We start from the raw sequence: 21,953 nt of genomic DNA on the forward strand, positions 1-21,953 counted from the left end.
GTGAGTAAGTCATGATAATTGAGTATATCTGTTGAGATGTTTTATCTTATAACATTTTTATATTTAATACACTATACTATGTTTTTATCCTTGATAATTCATTTGCCAGCCTTAATATAAACAATAGCAGACGCGGTGTGGGTAATTAAATAATTTTGCATCGCATTATTAGTGGTCGCTATTATCTATATTAACGTCACCTATTTATCTTTTATATGTCACCATTAAAAAAACCAATAGTGGCTATTTATAACGGTCACGCTTTAATTCGCAGTAGCGCAGTCGGAATTATCGCCTGAATGCGCTATAATAGTGATTATAAAATCACCAAACCTTTATCAAGATTGCCGTTAGAGCACTATAATATCAGCCGTTATGCTTGATAACTGTTAAACCAAATTGCCCAAATTCACGACACAGCAGCTATGACAGCAGTCGCGTTTGTGTCATAACGCATAGGAAAAATTATGAGTGAGCACAATCAAGCCAGCCAATCAGATCAATCTGCAGACTATGAATCAGCGCTAGATACTGAGCAAACAGAAACGAAAAGTAATATTACCATTACCGAGTCAGCCCAAGGTTATTTGGCCGATTTACTGTCCAAGCAAGATACCGACGGCATCGGTGTGCGTATCTTCGTCGAGCATCCTGGTACGCCGCGTGCCGAGTGCTGTATGGCTTATAACCAACCGGGCGAAGAAGACAGTGCTGATCTACGTTTTACCTACGATGATTTCTCTGCCTTTATCGAAGCGTCATCAGTCCCTTATCTCGAAGATGCAGTAATTGACTATAATAAAGACCGTTTCGGTGGTCAGCTGACCTTCCGCGCGCCAAACTCTAAAGTACCGAAAGTCGGTGCCGATGCCAGCGTCGAAGAGCGTATCAACTATGTATTGCAGTCTGAGATTAATCCAGGCTTAGCGGCGCATGGCGGTGACGTACAGTTGCTGGAACTGATTGATGAAGAAGGCGTTGGTCTCACTGCCGTATTGAAATTCGGTGGTGGTTGCCAAGGTTGTTCAGCAGTCGACATGACCTTGCGTCAAGGCGTTGAAGTGCAGCTTAAGCAGCAAATACCAGAGCTGACTCAAGTCATCGATGAGACCGATCATACCCGTACGGAAAACGCTTATTACAAGTAAGCAGTAAGTGTTGATATCAGAAAAATAGCGTGAAATAGGGGTGCTTATGACAGCTTGTCATTAACAAACCTAATATTGGCTATTCTTTTCATAAAGAAGCTGGGTTATGATTAACTCAGCTTTTTTTTATGGCTATCATTTATAAGATGGCTTTTTTAGAGATTATTGGTCAATCGATACCTTTAAATGATTTATTTTGATTGATGCTTTTTTAGTGACTACCAAGGAGTTTGTTATGAGTGATGGACAACCAGAGAGCAATTTAGATAACGGCACAAGACCTACGCAGCGTCTAGAGACCTTAGCGATTCATGCCGGTTATAGTGTTGAGCCAACGACCAAAGCGGTCGCTGTGCCTATTTATCACACCAGCTCGTATGCGTTTGATAGTACCCAGCATGGCGCAGATTTGTTTGATTTAAAAGTCGCAGGTAATATCTATACCCGTATCATGAACCCAACCAATGCGGTATTAGAAGAACGCGTAGCAGCGCTAGAAGGTGGTATTGGCGCGCTTGCGGTTGCATCTGGTATGGCAGCCATTACTTATGCCATTCAAACCATTTGTGAAGCGGGTGATAATATCGTGGCGGTATCAACGCTATATGGTGGTACTTATAATCTATTTGCTCATGCTTTGCCGCGTCAAGGTATCGAAGTCCGCTTCTTTGATCACAAAAATCCTGAAGCGATTCGCGATTTAATCGATGATAAAACCAAGATGGTCTTTGCTGAAAGTATCGGTAATCCACTGGGTAATATTATTGATATCCAAGCACTCAGTGACATCGCGCATGAATATGGCGTACCGGTAGTGATTGATAGTACCGTTGCCACGCCAGCGATTTGCCGTCCGTTTGAGTTTGGCGCAGATATTGTCATTCATTCATTGACCAAATATATGAGCGGCACGGGCACGTCAATTGGTGGGGCGATTGTCGATAGTGGTACGTTCCCTTGGGGCGATTACCCAGAGCGCTTCCCGTTATTAAACACGCCAGACGACAGCTATCACGGTGTGAACTTCGTCAAAGACGTCGGCGCTGCGGCCTTTATCGCTCGTGCTCGCGTGGCACCATTACGTAATACTGGTGCAGCGTTAAGTCCGCTAAATGCGTTTGGTATCTTGCAAGGGATGGAGACATTGAGCTTACGTATGGAGCGTCATGTACAGAACGCGCAAGCCGTTGCTGAATATCTACGTGACCATGACAAGGTTGCTTGGGTAAAATACGCCGGTCTGCCAGATCATCCTGAGCATGAGCTTGCTAAGAAATACATGAAGGGCACGCCCTCTGCTATTTTGACCTTTGGGGTAAAAGGTGGCCTTGAAGCAGGGGCGCGCTTTATTGATGCGCTACAGCTGATAACGCGTTTGGTCAACATCGGTGATGCCAAATCATTGGCGTGTCATCCAGCGACCACGACCCATCGTCAGCTAAACGAGCAAGAACTTGCCAATGCTGGCGTGAGTACTGATATGGTGCGATTATCGATTGGTATTGAACATATCGATGATATCAAAGCGGATTTAGAGCAGGCATTAGCCGTGGCTTAATGTGCAAGTTTTTGATGTATTAAAAGTAGGTTCTCTTGAACATTGAAAAAAATAATCTGCCCAAAATAAAGCCCATGTCGATTCGATATGGGCTTTTTTATTAGCGCTTTTTTGTCTTAAAATATATAAAGAGATTAAGCGGACAGTACCCGTTTGGCAATCTCTTTATAGTCCTGCGGCATGAGTCGCGGGCCAAATTGTTGAATCACTTGTGCGGACACTTCGCTGGCAAGACGACCACATTCTGGTAAGGTGTAGTGCTGCGATAGCGCGTATAAGAACGCACCGGCATAGTTGTCGCCAGCTCCATTGGTATCGATGACATTGGCAACGACTGGCGTAGCAATATCATGGACGATTAACTCTGACTCGGCATCAGGTTTATGAGCGATAACAGCCCCTTTTGCGCCATCAGTCACTACCGCAATTTGGCAATGCTCAAGTAGCGCACGTGCGGCAGCTTTGACTTGTTTTTTATCCGTAAAAAGCTTGGCTTCTTCACTATTACAAAATATCACCGCCACTTTATTGCCTAGCATATTGAGCAAACCGTCTTTGGCGAATTTAACCACGGCTGGATCGGCGAAGCTCACCGCAATCTTTGCATTATGAATGCCAGCTTGCTGACGTAACTGAGTCATGGCTGGCTGGATGCCCTCGGACATGGCCAAATAGCCTTCTAGGTATAGCCAATCTGCTTGCGTTAGCGCATCAAAATCGACGTTATCAGCGACAATATCGCTTGAGGTGCCTAGATAAGTCTGCATGGTGCGTTCACCATCTTCGGTCACTGCCACCACACAAGATCCAGTTACACCGCCTGCATGGATAGACTTGTCTGAGGTGGCGACGCCTGCTTCGTGCAAGTCCCTGAGGTAAAAGGCGCCTTGATCATCATCGCCCACACGGCACGCATAAAAGGGCTTGCCGCCTAAGCTGGCAAACGCATACATAGTATTTGCGGCTGAGCCACCACCGGCTTGTTTTGATGGCGCAATTTCTGCAAGTTGGAAGTAGGCCAGCAGTTGCTGCTGCTCTTCGATACCTGCCAAGGTCATATTACCTTTGGTTAAATCTGTCTCTTCTAATGCTGCATCAGATAGCACATATTCGTGGTCAACCAAGGCATTCCCTATCGCCATTACATCGTACATTGTTCATTTCTCCTCAATTAAATTATAAACGGCTATTTTTTATATTCGAAAGTCATTCGGCTTGTAGTTCAAGCAAACGCTGATAAAGGGCATTCTTTTTGACGCCCGTAATATCGGACGCCAATGCAGCCGCTTTTTTGACCGATAAATCCTCTAACAAACGCTGTAATAATTTATCATGGAGGCTGATATCGTCAGTATCTTGTGCCGCATCAACGCCAGCGACCACCACGACTATTTCGCCGCGCTGCTGATTGTCATCTGCTTTGACAAACTCAACCAAGTCGCCCAGCGTACTCTTACGAACAGTCTCAAAAGTCTTGGTCAATTCACGGCAAAAAGTCACGTCACGATCGTCGCCAAATATCGTCGCCATATCTTCTAAGCTGGCGATAATACGATGCGGCGCTTCATAAAATATCAAGGTTTCGGTACGCGTGTTTAGAGCAGTCAGTTGTTTTTGGCGACCATGGGTTTTCGCTGGTAAAAAACCAATAAAGCTAAATCGGTCTGACGGTAATCCTGCTACAGACAGTGCAGCAATCGCCGCAGAAGCGCCAACGATAGGCGATACAATTACCCCAGCGGCATGGGCAGCTTGCACCAATTGATAACCAGGGTCACTGACCAGCGGCGTACCGGCATCACTGATTAAGGCGACCGAATGACCTTGCTGAATCATCTCAATAATTTTAGGCGTTTGAATAGCACTATTGTGCTCATGATAGGCCCACAGCTTATTATGTCCTTTTTGCTTACCTACAGCCTCAGTGCTATCGGTATTATCGGCGCTATTAATAGTAACTGGCGCTTTGGTATCGTCCGTTTTACTGCCTTTGCTATCTTTAGTGTCGATGCCAAAATGCGATAATAGCTTACCTGAGGTACGGGTGTCTTCACAGGCAATGATAGCCACTTGCTTTAGGATATCGACCGCATGCGGCGTCATATCGGTGAGATTACCAATCGGCGTGGCAACGATATATAGGCAAGCTGGCATCGCAGTAGGGGTAGACATAAAACCTCGAAGTATTAAAAACAGGAATTAAAAAATAAGGTGGCGCTGGCATTTATCATATATCAATCATTCAAGTAGTGAATAATTAATAGCGATAAAAGGACGCAAAAGTGGTTAGTTTAGCATGTTGTGCTATGATAATTATGAAATGTTGACCAGACCCATGGACGTTATGGCAGATCATAAACCTTTGACCCTTACTTCACCAAAACAGCGCCAAGGCAGCCGCTTTGAACAACGAGCGTGCGAGTTTTTACATGCGCAAGGATTGCAGCTGATTGCGCAAAACTGGCAGCAGCCTAAAGTTGGTGAATTAGATTTGGTAATGTTGGAGACGGGTTCAGCATGGTCGACGCTGGTATTTATTGAAGTACGCCAGCGCCAGCATTCAGGGTTTGGTGATGCCGCGCTTAGCGTTACGGCAAGCAAACAGCGTAAAGTGATCAAAACAGCTCGTTATTTTTTACAGGCGCACCCTGAATATAGTCACTATGAGTGCCGTTTTGATGTCATTGCTTATGATACGAATAAGGTCAATACTCGCAGCATTGTTGCTAACCATACAAATAAAAATAACCGTGATATCAATGATAAATCAGAGAATAAGCCAGAGTGGCTAAAAAGCGCTTTTATAGCCAGCGCGTGGTAATGTTGCGTTTTGACTGTGTTACCAAACAGGCAAAGAAAATACGACGGCATGTTATCGTTACCAAAAACCTAACCGTCCACCGTAAAAATTAAGTAAAGTAATTGAACGAAAATGGCTAGTCGTAGAAACAATGACGTTAGCGATTACTCAGTCGATAATTCTTACTTTGATATTTGATATTCGATATTTGATAGTTACTCAGTTAAAACTGCTAAACCAATTGAACCCAAACAATCGTCACATCATGCTCTAAGAGGTAAATAATGACACGGATGCATTTGCGCACTGCTATTTTTGGCTTATCACGTCGCACTGCGATAGGCGTTATGCTAATGACTGGTCTCATCAGTACAGGTTGTACCACCAATTATCTGACCAATAGTACCGAGGGCACCTATGGCGTGCCGATGACTGAGCGTACGATTCCACAGCGATTGCTCGATCGCAGCATTGAGCACACGGTCAAAGTCAATGTTTATGGTCTAAAAGAAGACCTGCAGCAAACCAGTCGTATGGGCATTGATAGCTTTAATAGTGAAGTGTTGCTGACAGGCGAAGTGCCTACCGAGGCGCTCAAAGCAGAAATCGAAAAAGTCGTGAGCTCTATGCCTGATGTACGCCGTATCTATAACGAGACGAACGTTAGTGCCTCTAGAGGTTATAGCTCAACCGTTCATGATGGTTATATTACGTCAAAGCTACTGGCAAAAGTCGCAGCGAGTGATGGCGTAAAAGCCTCACAGATCAAAGCGGTGACTAATGACGGGGTAGTTTATATCATGGGACGCATGACGCCTACTCAGCAAAGCCATCTGATTGATATCGCCAACAGCACAGTCGGTATTACAGAGTTAGTACTGCTGACCACCGTCGTCGATGATAGAGGGGTTAAGTTGGCTGAAGACGATATTATGTATGAAGATAATTTGGCCAACCCTGCCACAGCGCCCGTTATCGACCCTAATGTAGCGTCTAACGTCAACCCTAATGTAAATAATGTCGCAACGGCTGATGCTGCTAGTACTGCGACGCCTATCGTTATAACAGAGGAAGGCGAGTCAGTTACTCAGCCGTCATCTAGTCCTTATATTGACCTTTATCAGAATCAGTAAGCCTTTATTGAGATCAACACGGCCTAATAGGCTTACTGCCGAGCAATCACAATAAGCCTAAACAGCGGCAACAGTAAAAGCACGATAATGCATCGATCAGCCAGTAAGATATAACAGGTGAAGAATAGACAAGACAGACCCTAATGTTCATTCTATAAGACGGCTGTCGCAATGCTATTAGGTTTGACCAATATATAAATATAATAGGAATACTGGCAATGAAAGATGCAAACAAGCGCGCGCAGCACAATACAATTAATCATAAAATAAACAATGAAAGCTTTGTTAGTAATACCGCTAGCAAACTAGGTATTTTAAAATTTACGGGCGCAGCCGCATTGGCAGTAGGTGGTATCGCACTTGCCGTTCAAAACGCACAAGCTTTGTCACCGCTCGCTGTGGTTAATGGCATTACGTCAAGTGGTGGTGTTGGTGTTAGTAAAAATATTCTATACGGTGATGAGCCATTACAAGATTTGGATATTTATTATCCCAAGCCTTTAGCCCAAGCTATGAAAGCCGAGAGTGCTACTAAAGATGCTGTTATTAATGACAGTTATCCGATGGTGGTTTTCGTCCATGGCGGCTCGTGGGAGAGTGGTAATAAGGAACAGTACGCCTTTGTCGGTCAAAGTTTGGCGCAGGCAGGTTATGTCACCGCCGTAATTAATTATCGTAAAGCACCTGAGCATGTATATCCCGATTACGTCGAAGATGCAGCGCAAGCGATTGCTTGGAGTTTCGACAATGCGACCAGCTTGCATGCTGATCCAAAACGCTTGGCAGTGGTTGGGCATTCTGCTGGTGCGTTCAATGTGGTTGCTGCCGTTGCTAATGAAGATTTTTTAGCGCCTTATGGTATTAAGCCAAAGGACATTAAGGCAGTCATTGGGATTGCAGGTCCTTATAGCTATGATTTCCGTAAATTTGACAGCGCAACGGCTTTTGCTGCTGATGCCACACCAGACGAGGTTATGCCCGACCGTCATATCAAAGGCGAGCAGCCGCCTTATCTATTGCTCACTGCCGAAAATGATAAAATCGTGTACGCTACCAATACTATCAAGATGACTAAAGCGCTAAAAGAGGCGGGTGTTATGGTAGAAAACGGTGAAATTGAAGGGGCCAGTCATGCGACCAGTATCGGAGCTATGGCGCCACCACTACGCTGGCTAAACGATGTGCGCGCGCAGGTTTTGACTTACTTGGATAAAGAGCTCAAGTAGTCGTGTTTGTTAATCTCAGTACTGCTTGAATGTCTAGCGTCTAGAGTGTTTATAACCGTATCCTCATTGCTGGTTTTATGGCTTAGGCGCAGTTGCGTAAGACAGTACTGTAAGATGCTTAAACTCTTGTTATAATGTCGTCACTTTACCTCTATACCCTATTTAACACTTAAGGCAGAATATTCTATGAGCATGAACGCTGACGACCTGATTGCATTTTTACAGACTCATTTCCCAGACGCTTTTATTCAAGCTGCCAATCAAGGTAATAAGTTTGATGTACGCGTGGTTGATGCTAGTTTCGAAGGCAAGCGCGCCGTGCAACGCCAGCAAGCGATCTATGCGCTAGTCAACGACAAGATTGCCAGTGGTGATATTCACGCGCTCAATATTCAAGCGCTGACACCTGCTGAATGGGATGTTCAGTCAAAAGGTTAAATTTTTTATATACGCTGGGCTTGCACAGAACTGATTGTTTTAACGATTATTACAATGATTGGTTCGATAAGTCTGATTTTCACTATTTTTAATACTCATCGCTAGGTTGTCACTTCTATGGATCAATTTTTAATCACTGGTAGTAGTCGTATCGCAGGGGAAGTCACTATCTCAGGCGCCAAAAATGCTGCTTTGCCATTATTGGCAGCTATGATATTGGCCGAGACCCCAACGACATTGCACAATGTGCCCTCATTACAAGATGTGCGGACGTTGATTGAATTGATCAGTGGCATGGGTATCAAAATCCAAAAGCAGGACGATACTGTCACTTGTGATACCAAGAGTATTGATAATTTCTATGCGCCGTATGATTTGGTGAAGACCATGCGTGCCTCGATTTTAGTCCTTGGGCCATTGCTGGCACGTTTTGGTGAGGCAGAAGTGTCATTGCCCGGTGGCTGTGCGATTGGTTCACGTCCTGTAGACCAACATCTAAAAGCCTTTGAGGCGATGGGTGCTGAGATTAGTGTCGAGAATGGCTATGTAAAAGCAAAAGCGCCAAAAGGCGGCAAGCTGATTGGCTGTAACTTTTCATTTGACATGATCACCGTTGGCGGTACTGAAAACGTCATCATGGCCGCCGCACTTGCCAAAGGCACGACTGTTTTGGGTAATTGCGCGCTTGAGCCAGAAGTGGTCGATTTGGCCAATATGTTGGTGGCGATGGGCGCTAAAATAAGCGGTATCGGTACTTCTATCATGACCATCGAAGGCGTTGAACGCTTGCATGGTTGTGAGTATTCAGTGGTGCCAGATCGTATCGAAACTGGCTCCTACCTTGCTGGCGCGTTGATGACGCGCGGTGATGTGTTGACCAAAAACACATCTGCGCTGCTATTAACACCCGTGTTAGAAAAATTCGAAGATATGGGTGCGGTGATTACTAGCGGTGATGGTTGGATTCGTGCACAAATGAAAGGTCGTCCACTGCCGGTTGATATCCGTACGCAGCCACACCCCGGCTTTCCAACAGATATGCAAGCGCAAGTCATGGCGATTGCTTGCTTGGCGAATGGCACCAGTACTTTTATCGAAAATATCTTTGAAAACCGCTATATGCATGTACCTGAGCTTAATCGTTTAGGTGCATCTATTCAAGTAGATGGTCATACGGCTGTGGTTAAAGGCGTCGAAAACTTTACGGCTGCACCGGTAATGGCGACTGATTTACGTGCGTCTATGTCACTGGTGATGGCGGCAGCAACGGCGGAAGGTGAAAGCTTAATCGACCGTATTTATCATATCGATCGTGGCTATGAGCATGTTGAAGAAAAACTGCGTGCGCTTGGGGTCAATATCGAACGTATCAATACTAACGACTAAACTAACAACTAAACCAGCGATTAAGCTTGATTGGCTTTATAAAGTTGAACGTTTGGTGTTATAAATTAAAAAATCCTCTTTAGTGGGGATACTCACTGCACATGGACACGATGTCATTATGACTGAAGCAAGCAATAGCCTACCAAATGATGGTTTATTAAACGAAGTAAATGATGAGTTCTTTGGCTTAACACTGGCCTTATCAAAGGGTCGTATTTTAGAAGAGACCATGCCACTGCTACGTGCAGCGGGTGTTGATCTTTTAGAAGATCCTGAAGCCTCGCGCAAACTTATTTTTCCAACCTCAAACCCAAATGTACGTGTATTAATCTTGCGTGCAAGCGACGTACCGACCTACGTCGAACACGGCGCGGCTGATTTTGGTGTAGCGGGTAAAGATGTGCTGCTTGAGCATGGCGCGAACCACGTGTATGAATTGCTTGATTTAAAAATTGCTCAATGCAAATTGATGACCGCTGGCGTAAAAGACGCACCACTGCCCAATCGTCGTCTGCGTATCGCGACCAAATATGTCAATGTAGCGCGCGCGTATTTTGCGAGCCAAGGTCAGCAAGTTGATGTTATCAAGCTTTACGGTTCAATGGAGCTTGCGCCATTGGTGGGCTTGGGCGATTTGATTGTCGATGTGGTTGATACGGGTAATACCCTACGCGCGAATGGACTTGAAGCACGCGATCATATTTGTGATGTGTCATCACGTCTTATCGTCAATCAAGTCAGCTATAAGCGCAAATTTGCGTTACTAGAACCCATTTTAGATAGCTTTAAAAACAGTATTGCCGATGCCTAGTAAACCGGTGCCAATCATTGGTAATATAAAGCATGATGATGCGAATTTTTAAACCAGTTTAGCAGGCTATGAGTGATATAGCGTGCTAAACTGGTTTTATTGTCTTAGCTTGCGAAAAAATAAAATCACCGTAAAATTTAGACAAGAAGACAGCCAGTAAGTCGCCATATTTGTGAATAATAAGCATACTTTAGTTATATTCACGCCGTTTATTTTCAGCAGTATTTTATGCTCAGATATAGGATTAGGTCATGCGCCAGTTAAGTACCCAAGATGCCGATTTTGACAATCAATTGACACAACTGCTTGCCTTTGAAACCGTCAATGATGCTGAATTATTGCATACCGTCGACGATATCATCGCACAAGTACGTGCGGATGGTGATAGCGTCGTATTGGCATTAACTCAGCAATTCGATCAGCATCCAGCGACAACGATGCAAGAGTTAGAGCTGTCTAAAGAAGCACTTGCCGATGCATTTGCCAATCTGGATGAGAATGTAAAAACGGCATTGACCACAGCAGCTACTCGGGTACAGACCTTCCATGAGCGTCAAGTACAAGAAACGTGGCAATATGAAGATGAGCTAGGCAATCGCTTAGGTCAAAAAGTCACGCCACTTGATCGTGTTGGCATTTATGTGCCGGGTGGTTTGGCATCTTATCCATCATCAGTATTGATGAATGCTATTCCTGCCAAAGTAGCTGGGGTTACTGAAGTTATCATGGTCGTACCAGCGCCGAAAGGGGTGCTCAATCCTTTGGTATTGGCAGCAGCACATTTGGCACAAGTTGACCGTGTCTTTACCATTGGCGGCGCACAGGCGGTAGCAGCTTTAGCCTACGGTACCGAAACCATTCCAGCGGTGGATAAAATCACAGGGCCGGGGAATAAGTATGTCGCGGCAGCCAAACGCGCAGTATTTGGACAAGTCGGCATTGATATGATTGCAGGCCCCTCAGAAGTGTTGGTATATGCAGAGGGTGAAGCGCAAGATCGAGCTGATTGGCTCGCGATGGATTTGTTGTCGCAAGCAGAGCACGACCGTATCGCTCAAGCTATCTTTGTGACGACCAGTGAAGAGCAGTTAAAAGAAGTCGAGTTAGAGATAGAAAGAGCACTCGCTGAGCTGCCAAAAGCAGATATCGCGCGTGACTCGCTGCAAAATCGTGGTGCACTTATCTTAGTGAAAGATCGTAGCGAGGGTATGGCACTGATTAATCGTATTGCCCCTGAGCATTTGGAGTTATCCGTTGATAACCCTGATGCATTGCTAGATGATATTCGTCATGCGGGTGCTATCTTTATGGGTCGTCACACGCCTGAGGCGATTGGCGATTACTGTGCAGGACCGAACCATGTGCTACCAACATCTGGTACTGCGCGCTTTTCTTCACCTTTAGGTGTCTATGACTTTCAGAAGAAATCATCAATTATTTATTGCAGTGAATCCGGCAGCAAGCCATTGGCTGAGACGGCTGATATTCTAGCGCAACGTGAGGACCTAGAAGCCCATGCGCGCTCAGCCCGTTATCGTTATCAGTAAGATATTTTGAGCGTCTTCATTTTTACTTTTGATAGATATTTTTAATAGTCTGTATGGCTAATTAGTAGGATAATTTATGAGTGAGTCAAAGATAGATACCAGACTTTGGTCATCTAAAGCACGCAACTTGTCACCTTATGTGCCGGGTGAACAGCCACAGCACGACAATTTATGCAAACTGAACACCAATGAAAACCCCTTTCCGCCGTCACCGAAAGTAGGCCAGGCAATCGCTAAGGTGTTAGAGAAGCAAGCGGAAGATTTGCGCTTGTATCCTGCACCCGAATCTGATGATTTGCGGGCGGCCTTAGCGCAGCTTTATAGTCTTGAGGCAAACCAAGTCTTTGTCGGTAACGGTTCAGACGAAGTGTTGGCGCTCGTCTTTGCCAGTTTTTTCCTAAAAGAGCGTCCTGTCTTAGCACCTGATATCAGCTATAGTTTTTATCCGGTTTATGCACAGACGTTTGGTGTCGATCTGATACAAATTCCTTTAGAAGAAGACTTTAGTGTCGATCCTGATGCGTATCGTCAGCCTTGTAGCGGTATCATCATCGCCAATCCTAATGCGCCAACCGGTTTACTGTTATCGCTTGATGACATTCGTAAGCTGGCGGGTGAACACTCAAATGCAGTGGTTGTGATTGATGAGGCGTATATTGATTTTGCTCAAAGCACTGAAAATAATCAAGATACGACGGTTTCAGCCATTAGCTTGATTAATGAGTTTGATAATATTCTAGTGACGCAAACTTTTTCAAAATCACGCTCGCTCGCCGGTCTGCGCGTCGGTATGGCTTTTGGCAATGTCTCATTGATTGAAGCATTAACACGTATGAAAAACAGCTTTAACAGTTTTCCACTCGATAAGCTGGCGCAAGCTGGGGCGACTGCTAGTGTGATAGATGTCGAGTATTTTGAGCAAATGCGTCAGCAGGTTATGGACTTGCGCGAATCACTGACTGCAGATTTAACGGCACTTGGTTATGACGTGCTGCCATCGCATGCCAATTTTGTCTTTGCCCGTCCTAAAGATGGCAATGCTAGCACGGTGGCTTCTGCCCTACGTGAACAAGGTATCATTGTCCGTCATTTTGACAAACCGCGCATCAATGAGTACTTACGCATTACCATTGGTACGCCAGCACAACATGAGCGCCTGATTGAGGCCTTAAGAACGCTACATGACTCTAACGATATCGCTGCGGGTTAATGCGTAATCTTTTGGTTAGCTCATAACGACGATAGCTGAATTGCCGCAATAAATATCGACAATAAAGCCTGCCAACGTAATGTTGAGCAGGCTTTATTTTTTATCATAGGGTCATATAAATCTTAATATCATTTACTAGCACTATTGTCAGCAAGGACTGAGAGCAAATTACCTACCTTATCGAGGCATTCTTGATATTCTGCATCGCAGTCGGAGGCAACCGTGATGCCACCACCTGCCCAGAGACTGACTTGTCTATCACCATTCAATGAATTGGTGGCTTGCAGGGTACGAATGAGCACATTCCATTGGCCACTACCATCAAAGTTCATATAGCCCATGGTGCCACAATAAGCACCGCGCGGTGCAGTTTCCAGTTCGGATATAATCTCAACCGCCCGTTTTTTGGGCGTCCCCGTGATAGAGCCTGCGGGCAAACTGCCAAACAATACAGCTAATGGATGAGTATCTGCCTTTAACTCAGCGGTGATGGTACTCACCATATGATGCACATTGCTAAAGGTCTCAATCGCAAATAATTGCGGCACTTTGACGCTACCAATTTTGGCGTATTTACCCAAATCATTGCGCAGTAAGTCGACGATCATGACGTTTTCGGCACGGTCTTTTTCGCTATCGATAAGCTGCTGTTTATAAGCATTGTCTTGTACAGTATTCAATCCGCGTGGCATCGTTCCTTTGATTGGTTTGGTACGAATATGATGTTCGCCAGTGTTCGTCTCTTTTGTAAAGGTAAAAAATAACTCAGGCGAGCAGCTTAGTAGCTCAAAATCACTTTCACCCTTATTTGCATGGCCCTCACGATCAAGATGACTGATTTGTAAGTACCCTGCAAAGGGAGCTTTGGTATTTCGATGTAGGGCAGGTAAGTAATCAACCAGTTTCGTTGCGCTACCATGATTAGTAATATTATTAAAAGTGCCTTGCCATGCTTGCGTCAGATTGATTTGATAACAGTCGCCTTGCTGTAGATACTGTTGGGTTTTTGCAAAAGCCCTTTGATAATCATTTTTATGCCAGCGCTCGTTCAATATTAATGGCGCCAACGGTGGCTCATTATCATGAGAGGGTTTGTTTCTACTAGATAGTTGATGCTCTAGCGTGTCTAAATACGATATAAGCGCTGATAGTGTGGCGTCTGTTGCTTCACTAGCAGTATTTAAACCTACTGTATTTAGCCTCCAGCCATTTTCTTTATCTGATGGGGTGAGGTAGATATCGTAATGTCCCAAAATGGCACAAGGCTGCGTTGCTAGCTCAATATGTGCAGCTGGGCTAAGCTCATGAGCAGCGATATCGTAACCGATAAAGCCTATCAGACCATGATGATAACTTGGTTTTTCATTTAAATCGCTTACTGGTTCTGAGTTTTCATTATCAGCATCATAAGTTTGACTATAACTGATTAATTCATCTTGCCAGTCGTTATAACTCCTATAAGTGACAGTGATATCATTGTGAACGGCGTCACGGCAGGTTTTTCTGACTTGATAAAGGGCTGCTTGTTCGTTTGAATCTGGCGTGTTTTCAGCGCAACCATAAACAGACCAGCTGACTTTGGGGAGCAAGCCAATCACTGATCGGCCGTCATTATTGAGCCAAACCAATTGCCAGTTTGCTTCGGCCTGTTGTGCGATTAAATATTGCTGTAGCAGTGGCAGCAGTTCGGCAGCCGTTAGCCCACCAAAACGCCAGCTAGGTTGAGTAGCTGGCGATAGGGCAGAAACTGTCTGCTCAGTATTCTTATGATTTTTTACGGGCATAATTTACGCGTCAAACTTTTTGATAATTAAGGTGGCATTGGTACCGCCAAAGCCAAAGCTATTACTCATCAAGGTTTCGAGATTGGCGTCGCGTTTTTCGGTGACGATATCAAAGCCTTCAGCCGCAGGGTCTAAATTCTCAACATTAATACTTGGCGCAATGAAGCCTTCTTGTAGCATCAGTAAGCAATAGATTAATTCTTGCGCACCGACGGCACCCAAGCTATGACCGGTCATTGACTTGGTCGAGCTGATAGGCGGGACTTTGCTGACATCATTACCGAATACTTTAGCAATCGCTTTAAGCTCAGTGATATCACCTAGTGGCGTACTCGTACCGTGGCTATTGATATAATCGACGCTTTGTAAGCCCGCTTCGGCTAGTGCTTGCTGCATACAGCGTACTGCACCTTCACCGCTTGGTGCGACCATTTCTGCACCATCAGAGCTGGCCCCGTAGCCGACAATTTCAGCCAATATATTGGCACCGCGTGCTTGGGCATGCTCTAAGCTCTCAACAACAACCATCGCGCCACCAGCGGCAATGACAAAACCATCACGGTCTTTGTCATACGCTCTTGAGGCAAGTTGTGGCGTGTCATTATACTGAGTACTGACCGCACCCATGGCATCAAACATACATGACTGCGTCCAGTGTTCCGCTTCACTACCACCAGCGAGTACAATATCAGCTTTACCGAGCTGAATAAGCTCAGCGGCATGGCCGATACAGTGGGTTGAGGTCGCGCAAGCAGAGGCAAGAGAGTAGGAAACACCCTGAATTTTTAGCCCAGTGGCCAAGGCGGCGGATACCGAGCTGCCCATCGTTTTTGGTACCGCCATCGCACCGACACCGCGTAGACCTTTTTCACGCATCGCATCTATGGCATTGACGATATTTTCTGTCGATGCGCCGCCCGAGCTGGCTACGACACCCACACGTGGATTGCTATTGATAGTCTCAAGCGACAAGCCAGCGTGCTCGATTGCATTCAAGGCGCTAACATAGGCATAGAGACTGGCATCACTAAAGAAGCGCTTTAATTTACGATCTATAGCGGAGGTGTCAAGTTCTGCTTTATCGATACTGCCACTAACGTGCGACTTAAATTCATGCTCAGCATAAGAGTCGTTAAATGTAATACCAGACTGCCCTTGCTTAAGAGCGGCAGTGACGGTGGCTAAATCATGTCCGATACAAGAGACAATCCCTGCTCCAGTGATAACAACGCGGCGCATATTCTATTCCTTATTAATAACGATTTTTGATAATTACCTTTAATAATCGCTTTTGAGTCCAACATTCTATTATGTAGCGGTTGGCATGGCTGTTTTTTGTAGCAATAGCCTGATGAAGACAGCCTAGAGGCTTAAATAACGACTATTTCTAACAAGTCTTTTAACCTATATAGGCCGCTTTCACAGGATTATTGCTTTTATCATAGAACCAAATCCATGATAAATAGTGGCCAGCTAATGCCTCAGCCTATGCCATATGATAACGTATCAAGGGTTCAAAATCTTTGGATAAGTGCAAAATAACGACAAAACATTGATTACGGTTAAAAGTAACTATCCCTGTCTGTTTTGCGATATGATAATCGTTGTTTTGGTCATTGAGACATGGCTATTTTTGTCCAAATAAAAGCAGGGTAGAGGGGTAGGAGAAGTTCGACAATTATAAATAAACTATACTTTTAGATACAAAATTTGTGAGCGCGATAACATTGTTCGCACTGACAGCCGTTTGCCTCATTGGCTAAAATGACCCATTCATTACTACTATAAAAAAACGACCAATCATCATATTAAGGACATCACGATGGCAAAGCGTAGCACTCTCTCTAAAGGCATCAACACTATTGGCTCTTTTACGCGCAATAATCTGGAGCGCATGGGTGCAGTGATTGACAGCATGAATGCAAAAACGGGTAAGCCAAGTCACTATAAAGCGGTAAATCTAGGCGATGAAGATTTTCAACAAGACCTATTCCGAGAACAAACCCTAAAGGCGACCCAGCAGTTATTGGGCACACGATTTGCGACTTATGGCAAGTATGCCAAAAAAGTAGTGCCGAATAGTTTATTCCAATCGACGGTTGACGGGGCATTTGCACAAATTGCTAAGCTTGCAGCCACTTGGAGCCAGATTGATTTGCCCAATGAGCATCGTTTTGCCAGCGTGGCGAGTTTAGACGATGAAGAGCGCTACGCATTGGCGACCGACATTGCCAATCAAAACCGTGCGCTTGCTACGATTGGTGGTTTGACTGGTTTGGCCGGACTACCAGGTTTGTTGGCTGATACTTTATGGCTATTGCTGGTCTCTTTGCGTACCGTTTATCAATTGGCGGCGGTTTATAATAAGCCGTTGACAGGTAAGCAAGGCGTGAAGATGGCGTACGAGCTGCTTGCCAATGCTGACCTCAGCAAGATGCAAGAAAAACAAGCGCTACTGGCGGGCATTGGTATTGGTAAAGGCTTACTGGATAATGCGCAAAGCAGCGGTTTACACAATGAGCTTAAAAATCTAGGTCTTAAAAATAAAAATGTGAACTTCTATGCTGAACAAGTAGACAATATTGCCAGTCAAGTAGGCATCGATCTTGATCAGATCAATTTGTCATGGATACGTCGTTTTTTACCAGGCACTGCGGTAATAGTAGGTATGCGTTATAATAGTCAGCTCATTGACGAGGTTATCGGGGTAGCGCAAGCAACCTTTGCTCCAGAAGCAAAACTTGCCAATCGTGCGATTACTGATGATAGCGGTAGCGAGGAAGAGGTAAGTAAAACCACCAGTAACGATGAGCAGAAAGAGCCAAAAGACCAAGACAGTAAAAAAGACAGCTCAGATAAATCGTCAGATAGCCAGCCAAAAAATACAGAGACGGACAAAGCAGCTAACCAACCAAAGAAGTAAATTGAAATAACGGTCCATATTTAAATGTAGCGATATTTTCTTGGCTGTCTTGAAAAACAAGATAATATCGCCATTTAATGGTCACGAACTGCCAAGCATTTATCTCTAAATATCTTTTATCGATAATGCTTGTGTTCATACTGCCTAAGTCTGCCAGCTTTACCGTATTTAACGTCTTGTTTTTCAGCTATTTTTTAGTGCAGAACAGATAAAGTGTTATAGTGGTAGGCTTAATGCATATATATCGAATGTTGTAAAGTAAAACCACTCATAAGTGGTTGAATTAGCAGCAACAACTCTTTATAATATACTGTCCTAAAAATGGGTGTGCCGAAATCTGCGAATTGCGTCAGATCGATGGTGCATTGCCCCATTTTTTTGTTTTATACCAAACGGGAGAAGGATGCCTCATGGCAACAACTAACCAATTGATTCGCAAGGGTCGCAAAACCATCAAGGAAAAGTCAAAAGTTCCTGCGTTGCAAGCGTGCCCACAACGTCGCGGTGTATGTACTCGTGTATATACTACCACGCCTAAAAAACCTAACTCAGCCATGCGTAAAGTATGTCGTGTACGTTTGACTTCAGGCTATGAAGTATCAAGCTACATCGGCGGCGAAGGTCATAACCTACAAGAGCACAGTGTTGTTCTTATCCGTGGTGGTCGTGTAAAAGATCTACCAGGTGTACGTTATCATACCGTTCGCGGTGCACTAGATTGCGCAGGCGTTAAAGACCGTAGACAAGGTCGCTCTAAATATGGTGCCAAGAAGCCTAAAGCTTAATATTAGCTTAGCTTATTTGCATTACCCAATAACTGTGCATGGGTTCGGTGTCAGCGGTAGTATTGGTTAATATAAATTATTTTATATCGACTGGTTACTCGCAAACATACCACCATGCAGTAAGGCTAACTGACAACTCATCACCCTGTCCTATTATGACAAGTATGATGTTGTGAATGTTGGACACTCCTGAAGACAAGGAAATTTATTATGCCAAGACGTCGCGTCGTTGCTACCCGTGAGATCCTACCGGATCCTAAGTTTGGTAGCCAAACTGTTGCAAAATTCATCAACCATGTAATGAGTGATGGTAAAAAATCTACTGCTGAGCGTATCGTTTACGGTGCTCTTGAGACAGTAAGTGAAAAGCGTAAGATTGAAGATCCAGTCTCTTTCTTCGAAGAAGTTTTAGAGAATGTACGCCCAATGGTAGAAGTAAAAGCTCGCCGTGTTGGTGGTGCTACCTACCAAGTACCAATGGAAGTACGCCCCTCCCGTCGTACTGCCTTGGCTATGCGTTGGTTAGCTGAAGCTGCTGCAAAGCGTTCTGAAAAATCTATGGCTTTACGTTTGGCTGGCGAATTGAATGATGCCGCTGATGGTAAAGGTAACGCTATGAAGAAACGTGACGAAGTTCACCGTATGGCAGATGCTAACAAAGCGTTCTCTCATTACCGTTTCTAAGCTATTTTTTAGACTACCTATCAAGAGTAGTTTTAAAGAAATAGCTGATGCTAGTTAATTAATTATTTATTCTATTGATTGCCGTCATCCTCATCAGATTATTGATATTTTTTCATCGTAAGATAATAAAATACTCACATAATCTGGATGGCGGACATCTGTCAAGATGCTGTCCTGAAAAGGATACTGTTCTTTATAGACAGCATCCCAAATTTGATGCCGCACTATTCTAAGTATTTGCTCTTTTTTTGTCCGTATTAGGCCCAATAATCAGTAAGTAATATTACGAAGCTGACTGCTTTGTCATAGAGTATGAGGTAGAGATACAACACATTAATATATACACGAATTTCCCTAGGAAAACACTATGGCTCGTAAAACTCCCCTAAAACGCTATCGCAATATTGGCATTTCTGCGCACATTGATGCTGGTAAAACGACCACGACAGAGCGTGTCTTATTCTATACCGGCGTTAGCCACAAGCTTGGTGAAGTTCATGATGGCGCAGCCACCATGGATTGGATGGAGCAAGAACAAGAGCGCGGTATTACTATTACTTCTGCGGCGACGACTTGCTTTTGGTCAGGTATGGCAAAGCAGTTTGACGAACATCGTATCAACATTATTGACACCCCAGGTCACGTTGATTTCACGATCGAAGTTGAACGTTCTATGCGTGTACTTGATGGCGCTTGCATGGTTTACTGTGCAGTAGGCGGCGTTCAGCCACAGTCTGAGACCGTATGGCGTCAGGCAAACAAATATAAAGTTCCACGTCTTGCATTTGTAAACAAAATGGATCGCGTTGGCGCTGATTTTTATCGTGTTATTGAGCAAATCAAAACTCGTCTAGGTGGCAACCCTGTACCATTGGTTATTCCAATTGGTAAAGAAGACGACTTCGAAGGCGTTGTTGATCTTGTGACTATGAAAGCTCTATATTGGGATGAAGCGTCTCAAGGTATGGAATTTGAAGAGCGCGAAATCCCAGCTGAACTACAAGAAAAAGCGGAAGAGTATCGCGAACATCTTGTAGAAAATGCCGCTGAAGCATCAGAAGAACTCATGAATGAGTATCTTGAAAACGGTGAATTGTCTGTAGAGCAAATCAATGCTGCTATTCGTCAGTTGACTATTGATAATCAAATCATTCCACTACTTTGTGGTACTGCCTTTAAAAACAAAGGTGTACAAAAGATGTTGGATGCGGTTATTCAGTATCTGCCTGCGCCAATGGATGTACCAGCTATCCGCGGTATTCTTGATGACAAAGAAGAAAGTGAAGGCACTCGTGAAGCATCAGACGAAGCCCCATTCTCAGCTTTAGCATTCAAAATCATGAATGATAAGTTCGTTGGTAACTTAACCTTCGTTCGTGTTTATTCAGGTGTTTTGACGCAAGGTAGCAGTGTCTATAACCCAGTTAAAATGAAGCGTGAGCGCGTTGGTCGTATCGTACAGATGATGGCGAACTCTCAAGAAGAGCTTGCAGAAATTCGTACTGGTGATATCGCAGCATTGGTTGGCATGAAAGATGTGACGACTGGTGATACGCTATGTGATGAGCAAAATGTTATCACGCTTGAGCGTATGGAATTCCCAGATCCAGTTATCAGTCTTGCCGTTGAACCTAAGACCAAAGCTGACCAAGAAAGAATGTCTATCGCTTTAGGTCGTTTGGCCAAAGAAGATCCATCGTTCCGTGTACATACTGACGAAGAATCTGGTCAGACGATCATCAGTGGTATGGGTGAGCTGCATCTAGAGATTCTAGTTGACCGTATGAAGCGTGAGTTTAACGTTGAAGCCAATATCGGTGCGCCGCAGGTTGCTTATCGTGAGACGATTCGTGAGACGGTTGAGCAAGAAGGCAAATTCGTACGTCAAACAGGTGGTCGTGGTAAATTTGGTCACGTTTGGTTACGTCTTGAGCCTATGGATCCAGCGGGCGACGTTCTATATGAATTCGCTGAAGAAGTGGTTGGTGGTACGGTACCAAAAGAATTCCACGGTGCGGTTGATAAAGGTATTCAAGAGCGCATGAAAAACGGCGTACTTGCTGGCTATCCAATCGTTGGCGTAAAAGCGACATTGTATGACGGTTCTTACCATGACGTTGACTCGGATGAGCTATCATTTAAAATGGCTGGTTCTATCGCTTTCAAAAAAGGCTTCATGGCAGCAAACCCTGCACTACTTGAGCCAGTGATGAAAGTTGAAGTTGAGACCCCTGAAGATTACATGGGCGACATCATGGGCGATTTAAACCGTCGTCGTGGTATGGTTCAAGGTATGGAAGATTTACCTGGTGGTACTAAGCAGATTCGTGCAGAAGTCCCATTAGCGGAAATGTTTGGCTATGCCACACAGATGCGCTCAATGTCTCAAGGCCGTGCAACATACTCAATGGAATTCCAAAAGTACGCTGAGATTCCAAAATCAGTGGCCGCTGACATCATCTCTAAGTTCAACTCTAAAGATGGCGACGAGTAAATAATCGTTATTTAATAATGACAATA

The 21,953-nt window shown here is 44.5% G+C and carries 18 protein-coding genes; 14 read left to right on the forward strand and 4 right to left on the reverse strand.

Going from position 1 to position 21,953, the window contains the following annotated elements; genetic code table 11:
• Positions 1-467: 467 nt before the first annotated feature.
• The gene (gene nfuA, locus AAEY80_RS11070) at positions 468-1,148 is read left to right on the forward strand and encodes a Fe-S biogenesis protein NfuA (RefSeq protein ID WP_101211142.1); all 681 of its coding nucleotides are present in this window, start codon (positions 468-470) and stop codon (positions 1,146-1,148) included.
• Positions 1,149-1,383: 235 nt separating this feature from the next.
• Positions 1,384-2,706, forward strand: a complete 1,323-nt coding sequence (locus AAEY80_RS11075; protein WP_101211143.1) for an O-acetylhomoserine aminocarboxypropyltransferase/cysteine synthase family protein — start codon at positions 1,384-1,386, stop codon at positions 2,704-2,706.
• Positions 2,707-2,840: 134 nt separating this feature from the next.
• On the opposite strand, the gene AAEY80_RS11080 is transcribed toward AAEY80_RS11075, so the two are convergent.
• Together AAEY80_RS11080 and rsmI are read right to left on the reverse strand one after the other, a co-directional pair.
• Positions 2,841-3,860 (reverse strand): adenosine kinase, encoded by a 1,020-nt coding sequence (locus AAEY80_RS11080; RefSeq protein WP_350588316.1) that lies wholly within the window; start codon positions 3,858-3,860, stop codon positions 2,841-2,843.
• A 52-nt stretch (positions 3,861-3,912) separates the two neighbouring features.
• Entirely contained in the window at positions 3,913-4,878 is a 966-nt protein-coding gene (gene rsmI, locus AAEY80_RS11085) for a 16S rRNA (cytidine(1402)-2'-O)-methyltransferase (protein ID WP_350588317.1), read from the reverse strand.
• Between the two features lie 124 nt (positions 4,879-5,002).
• Between rsmI and AAEY80_RS11090 the strand changes: the two genes are divergently transcribed.
• From AAEY80_RS11090 to hisC, 8 genes are all read left to right on the forward strand, one after another.
• On the forward strand, positions 5,003-5,527 hold the full coding sequence (locus tag AAEY80_RS11090) for a YraN family protein (protein WP_201565590.1): 525 nt from the start codon (positions 5,003-5,005) through the stop codon (positions 5,525-5,527).
• A 263-nt stretch (positions 5,528-5,790) separates the two neighbouring features.
• Entirely contained in the window at positions 5,791-6,639 is an 849-nt protein-coding gene (locus AAEY80_RS11095) for a BON domain-containing protein (RefSeq protein WP_350588318.1), read from the forward strand.
• Between the two features lie 218 nt (positions 6,640-6,857).
• Positions 6,858-7,865, forward strand: a complete 1,008-nt coding sequence (locus AAEY80_RS11100; RefSeq protein WP_350588319.1) for an alpha/beta hydrolase — start codon at positions 6,858-6,860, stop codon at positions 7,863-7,865.
• A 186-nt stretch (positions 7,866-8,051) separates the two neighbouring features.
• Entirely contained in the window at positions 8,052-8,303 is a 252-nt protein-coding gene (locus tag AAEY80_RS11105; protein WP_010200621.1) for a BolA family protein, read from the forward strand.
• 117 nt (positions 8,304-8,420) lie between these two features.
• A complete protein-coding gene (gene murA, locus AAEY80_RS11110) occupies positions 8,421-9,689 on the forward strand; it encodes a UDP-N-acetylglucosamine 1-carboxyvinyltransferase (protein ID WP_350588320.1) in 1,269 nt (422 codons plus the stop codon).
• 118 nt (positions 9,690-9,807) lie between these two features.
• On the forward strand, positions 9,808-10,500 hold the full coding sequence (gene hisG / locus AAEY80_RS11115) for an ATP phosphoribosyltransferase (protein WP_025652489.1): 693 nt from the start codon (positions 9,808-9,810) through the stop codon (positions 10,498-10,500).
• Positions 10,501-10,751: 251 nt separating this feature from the next.
• On the forward strand, positions 10,752-12,047 hold the full coding sequence (gene hisD / locus AAEY80_RS11120; RefSeq protein ID WP_025652488.1) for a histidinol dehydrogenase: 1,296 nt from the start codon (positions 10,752-10,754) through the stop codon (positions 12,045-12,047).
• A 76-nt stretch (positions 12,048-12,123) separates the two neighbouring features.
• Positions 12,124-13,257 (forward strand): histidinol-phosphate transaminase, encoded by a 1,134-nt coding sequence (hisC, locus tag AAEY80_RS11125; RefSeq protein ID WP_350588323.1) that lies wholly within the window; start codon positions 12,124-12,126, stop codon positions 13,255-13,257.
• Between the two features lie 128 nt (positions 13,258-13,385).
• Here the strand turns inward: hisC and AAEY80_RS11130 are convergent, their stop codons facing one another.
• Together AAEY80_RS11130 and AAEY80_RS11135 are read right to left on the reverse strand one after the other, a co-directional pair.
• Complete coding sequence (locus AAEY80_RS11130) at positions 13,386-15,041, reverse strand: anthranilate synthase component I family protein (RefSeq protein WP_350588324.1); 1,656 nt, start codon at positions 15,039-15,041, stop codon at positions 13,386-13,388.
• Between the two features lie 3 nt (positions 15,042-15,044).
• The gene (locus tag AAEY80_RS11135; protein WP_025652485.1) at positions 15,045-16,280 is read right to left on the reverse strand and encodes a beta-ketoacyl-ACP synthase II; all 1,236 of its coding nucleotides are present in this window, start codon (positions 16,278-16,280) and stop codon (positions 15,045-15,047) included.
• Positions 16,281-16,863: 583 nt separating this feature from the next.
• Between AAEY80_RS11135 and AAEY80_RS11140 the strand changes: the two genes are divergently transcribed.
• From AAEY80_RS11140 to fusA, 4 genes are all read left to right on the forward strand, one after another.
• A complete protein-coding gene (locus tag AAEY80_RS11140) occupies positions 16,864-17,964 on the forward strand; it encodes an EcsC family protein (protein ID WP_201577926.1) in 1,101 nt (366 codons plus the stop codon).
• A gap of 410 nt (positions 17,965-18,374) precedes the next feature.
• Positions 18,375-18,749 (forward strand): 30S ribosomal protein S12, encoded by a 375-nt coding sequence (rpsL, locus tag AAEY80_RS11145; RefSeq protein WP_010200611.1) that lies wholly within the window; start codon positions 18,375-18,377, stop codon positions 18,747-18,749.
• Between the two features lie 210 nt (positions 18,750-18,959).
• Positions 18,960-19,433, forward strand: coding sequence for a 30S ribosomal protein S7 (gene rpsG, locus AAEY80_RS11150; protein ID WP_025652483.1), 474 nt, complete (start codon positions 18,960-18,962; stop codon positions 19,431-19,433).
• A 367-nt stretch (positions 19,434-19,800) separates the two neighbouring features.
• The gene (gene fusA, locus AAEY80_RS11155; RefSeq protein ID WP_025652482.1) at positions 19,801-21,927 is read left to right on the forward strand and encodes an elongation factor G; all 2,127 of its coding nucleotides are present in this window, start codon (positions 19,801-19,803) and stop codon (positions 21,925-21,927) included.
• The last annotated feature ends 26 nt before the right edge of the window (positions 21,928-21,953 follow it).

The organism is Psychrobacter sp. 78a-MNA-CIBAN-0178 (assembly GCF_040309625.1).
Classification (GTDB): domain Bacteria; phylum Pseudomonadota; class Gammaproteobacteria; order Pseudomonadales; family Moraxellaceae; genus Psychrobacter; species Psychrobacter okhotskensis.